Source organism: Sinomonas sp. G460-2 (assembly GCF_047759905.1).
Lineage (GTDB): Bacteria > Actinomycetota > Actinomycetes > Actinomycetales > Micrococcaceae > Sinomonas.
Genome location: NZ_JBKZWT010000326.1, coordinates 1 through 3922, shown reverse-complemented (window position 1 = coordinate 3922; position 3922 = coordinate 1). Strand labels below are relative to the sequence as shown.

Below are 3922 nucleotides of genomic sequence, written 5' to 3'. Positions count from 1 at the left end.
GCCCTCGCTGCGGGCCTGCGTCAGGGCCGCGCGGATGGCCCGCGGGTGCCGTCCGCGATAAACGCCGTGACCGCCTCGACCACGGCGGGCGCCGAGACAGTCCGGTAGTGCCCCAGACCCGTCGTGGTCACGAGGCGGGCGTTCGGCTTGCGGGCCTCGACGATCCTCTCGGCCTCGGCGAGGGGCACGATGGGATCTGCCGTGTCATGGACGAACAGGCACGGCACGTCCTCGGGGAAGGCGCGGTCTACCGCGTTGTACCGCTCGAACACGCGCTGTTCGTGGGGCAGGATGCGCCGGACGAAGCGGTCGCGGAGCGCCTCGGCGCCCGCGGGCCCGAGGCCCACTCCTCGCGCGAACGAGGAGATCATGAAGTCGGTGTCGGTGGTGGACGAGATGGCCGCGACGCGCGATGTCTCGAGGCCATCGGCCACGGCGATGAGCGTTGCAAACGCGCCGAAGGAGTGTCCCACGGCGGCGCGGAACGGCCCATGGCGGCGCGCGAGCTCGGCGATTGCCGCGTGGAAGTCGACGATGTAGGTGCCGCGCCCCGGCGATTCGCCGTGGGCCGGGGCGTCGAAAGCGACGGCACCGATCCCGGCGTCGAGGAACGCCCGAACCAAGGGAGCGTACTGCGCGGCCCTGCCGCCCCAACCGTGGACGAGCAGGACCGGGGAATCGGCGGGTCCCCATGCGTAGGCGACGGCTTCCCCGCCACGGCCGTGGAGGCCGGGGACCGGCACGGTGCCGCGCTGGGCCGTGAGCATCGTCGGGGCGTCCGACGGCCTCATGCGCATCCGCGGGCGCGTGTTCATGAACAGGGGAAGGGCCGCCGCCGCGCCGAGCCCTGGAGAGAGGCGTCCCGCGGCCCGTATCGTGAGCGCGGCCGCGGCGAGCGCCGCCGATGAAGCCATTGCGAGTGGCCGTGCCATGGCCGCCGCCTTTCCGCCCAGAGCACCGTGGGCCAGAGCACCGTGGGCCAGTACACCGTGGGCCAACGCGTGCCGCTCATGGTACGCCGCGAGGTCAACGGGCGGCAGGGGGTTGCAAGCGTTCGCCGACCGGGCCGGTTCCGCGCAGTCGCAACTGGCTAGCGGATGCCGTCCATGGACGCGTGATCAGGTGATCAGGTGCCTCAGTAGTGGTCTCGCGCCATCAAGATCACGATGTGGTCGTCGGTGACGTAGTAGACGAGACGGTTGGCGTCGTCGATGCGACGCGACCAGGCGCCGGCGAGGACATGCTTGAGCGGCTCGGGTTTTCCGATTCCGGCGAACGGGTCGCGCAGCACATCAGCGATCAGCCCATTGATGCGTTTGAGCGTCTTGCGGTCCTGGGTTTGCCAATCGACGTAGTCCTCCCACCCATTCGGGTCGAAGGCGAGCGCTCGGCTCACGCGTCCGGCAGCTCGTGGTGCTCGAACTGGCCGCGTCGGGCCCGCTCGATCGCCTCCAGCAGACGCGCGGCATTGGCCGGGTTTCGCAGAAGGTAAGCGGTCTCGGTGATCGCGTCGTAGTCGTCCTTCGACATGATGACCGCATTGCCGTGTCGGGAGACGACCTCAACGGCGGTGTGGTCGTCATTGACCCGCTGGATGAGTCCGAATAGCGTCTTGCGCGCTTCGCTCGCCGTGATCGCAGACATGGCAGCCTCCCGTTAGTGGTACTTAAAAGCGTACCACTTTACCCGGCTCCCGTGCCGTCGACGGGGAAGGCCAGCGTGAAGCGGCAGCCTCCGTCGCGGTTCTCGACTGTCACGCGGCCGCCGTGAGCCTGGACGATGCCCGCGACGACGCTCAGCCCCACCCCGGCGCCGGCGTAGAGCGAACCGCTGCCGTTGTGACCGACCGTCCGGCCTCGCGACTCCGACTTCCGCCAGCCGGGCGCGAAGAGGTGCGGGAGGTCTTCCTCCGCGATCCCACGGCACGTGTCCTGCACCCACACGAGCGCCTCGCGGGACCCGTCCGGCGCGGAACCCTGCCCGAGGCCGACCGTCACCGTGCCTCCCTCGACGCTGTACATGATGGCGTTGAGCACGACGTTGCGCAGGGCCCTGCTCGCAGTCCGCGCGTCGGCAACGACGCGGCATCCCGACGATTCGCCGCCGTTCAGGGAGATCCCGCGCTGCGCGGCGAGCGGGGCCAGCTCGGCCATGACGTCGCTCGCGAGATCGTAGAGCTCGAGCGGTTCGACGCGGAGCGTGAGGGTCCCGGCCTCGAGCGTCGAGAGCTCGAGGAGGTCGTTGACCATGACGGCCATGTGGTCCGTCTCGGCGATCATGCGGCGGTGGTAGTCGGAGGCGTCTGTGGCCACGCCGTCCTCGAGCGCCTCCGCCATGGCCCGGACCGCCGCGAGCGGGGTGCGCAGATCGTGGGAGATCCACGCAACGAGCTCACGCCGCGCCGCTTCGATGGCCGCCTCGCGGGCGCGGGATTCCTCGAGCCTGCGGCTGGTCCGCGCGAGCTCGTCCGCGAGCGCCGTGAGTTCGGAGCTTCCGGCTGCCCTCGCGGCGGGCGGGAGGTCTCCGCCGAGCACCTCGCCGCGGCCGATCCGCGCGGCGTCGACGATGAGCTTCGACGTCGAGCGCGAGAGGCGGAAGCCGAGGACGAGTGACATCGCGATGGCGACGGCTCCCGCCGCCGCGAGGATGATCCAGACGGCCCAGAGGTCGCTCTCGGCGATGGCCATCGCGTTGAACGCATTGACCACCCCGGCAACGAAGACGCCGACCGTCGCTGCCACGACGATGACGAGTTGGACCCAGAAGGGTGCCCGCCGCGCGAGCCTCTGGAGGCCGATGCTGAGCGCGGTGATGCCCGCCGCCCAGGCCAGCAGCCACGCGAGGGTTTCGAGGAGGCCCGGCGCCTGCATCAAAGGGTTCCGGTCCGCTCGATGCCTTCGGCTCCGTCGAAGCGGTACCCGACGCCCCACACGGTGGTGAGGAGCCGCGGATGCTTGGGATCCGGCTCGATCTTCTCGCGGAGCCTGCGAACGTGCACGGTCACGGTCGAGAGGTCCCCGAAGGACCAGCCCCACACGGCCTTGATGAGGTCCTCGCGGCTGAACGCCTGGCCGGGATGCCGGAGGAAGAAGGCGAGGAGATCGAACTCGCGGAGCGTGAGCCCTAGCGGCGCGTCGCCGAGCCTCGCGGTGCGCGACCCGGGGTCGAGCCAGACGCCGCCGCCCTCGACGGGCGGCTCGGGGTCGAAGGCCCGGAGGCTGCGCCGGAGCACGGATTCGACCCTCAGCACGAGCTCCCGGGGCGAGAAGGGCTTCGTGATGTAGTCGTCGGCGCCCGCCTCGAGTCCCACGATTCGATCGTCCTCGGTGCCGAGCGCCGTGAGCATGATGAGCGGGACGTCCGTCGTGGTGCGCAGCCGCCGGCACACCTCGGCGCCGTCGAGGCCGGGGATCAGACGGTCCATGAGGATGAGGTCCGGCTCGCGCGTCGCCGCGAGGTGCATGGCCGTGAACGCATCGTGGGCGACGTCGACCTGGAACCCCGCTTGGGTGAGATAGCCGCGCACCACGTCGCACAGGGTCAGCTCGTCCTCGACGACGAGGATCCTGCGATTCCCTAGCGGGTTGCCGAGCAGGCTGCCCTCGGTTCGGTCTGCGCTCACCCTCGCAGGATAGGCCTTCTCTGGCCGCCCGGAACCGGCCGAAGCCGCCCGCTCGCGATCGTTCCGCGTTCCGTAAGGTTCTGCGGGGGCGGGGGCCAGAGCCTGCGGCCTAGCGTCGGTGACGTGAACGGTGTGAATGCGATCCGGGCCGATATCGTCTTCCCGTGCCTCGACGAGCGCGAGGCGCTTCCGTGGGTGCTCAGCCGGGTTCCCGCGGGGTGGCGGGCGATCGTCGTCGACAACGGGTCCTCGGACGGATCGGGCGAGCTCGCGGCACGGCTCGGCGCGAGCGTCGTCGTC

General features: G+C 70.5%; 5 protein-coding genes. All 5 read right to left on the bottom strand.

Features of this window, described 5'->3' with window-relative positions:
- Positions 1–20: 20 nt before the first annotated feature.
- The 5 genes from ACLN58_RS19080 to ACLN58_RS19060 all read right to left on the bottom strand — a co-directional run bounded on the left by ACLN58_RS19080 (position 21) and on the right by ACLN58_RS19060 (position 3622).
- On the bottom strand, positions 21–932 hold the full coding sequence (locus ACLN58_RS19080) for an alpha/beta hydrolase (protein WP_415856816.1): 912 nt from the start codon (positions 930–932) through the stop codon (positions 21–23).
- Between the two features lie 203 nt (positions 933–1135).
- Positions 1136–1396, bottom strand: a complete 261-nt coding sequence (locus ACLN58_RS19075; RefSeq protein WP_415856815.1) for a Txe/YoeB family addiction module toxin — start codon at positions 1394–1396, stop codon at positions 1136–1138.
- A complete protein-coding gene (locus tag ACLN58_RS19070; RefSeq protein WP_415856814.1) occupies positions 1393–1644 on the bottom strand; it encodes a type II toxin-antitoxin system Phd/YefM family antitoxin in 252 nt (83 codons plus the stop codon). Before ACLN58_RS19070 ends, ACLN58_RS19075 begins: the two co-directional genes overlap by 4 nt.
- Positions 1645–1682: 38 nt before the next feature.
- On the bottom strand, positions 1683–2870 hold the full coding sequence (locus tag ACLN58_RS19065; protein WP_415856813.1) for a sensor histidine kinase: 1188 nt from the start codon (positions 2868–2870) through the stop codon (positions 1683–1685).
- The gene (locus ACLN58_RS19060; RefSeq protein WP_415856812.1) at positions 2870–3622 is read right to left on the bottom strand and encodes a response regulator transcription factor; all 753 of its coding nucleotides are present in this window, start codon (positions 3620–3622) and stop codon (positions 2870–2872) included. The genes ACLN58_RS19065 and ACLN58_RS19060 overlap by 1 nt, the downstream gene beginning before the upstream one ends.
- Between the last annotated feature and the right edge of the window lie 300 nt (positions 3623–3922).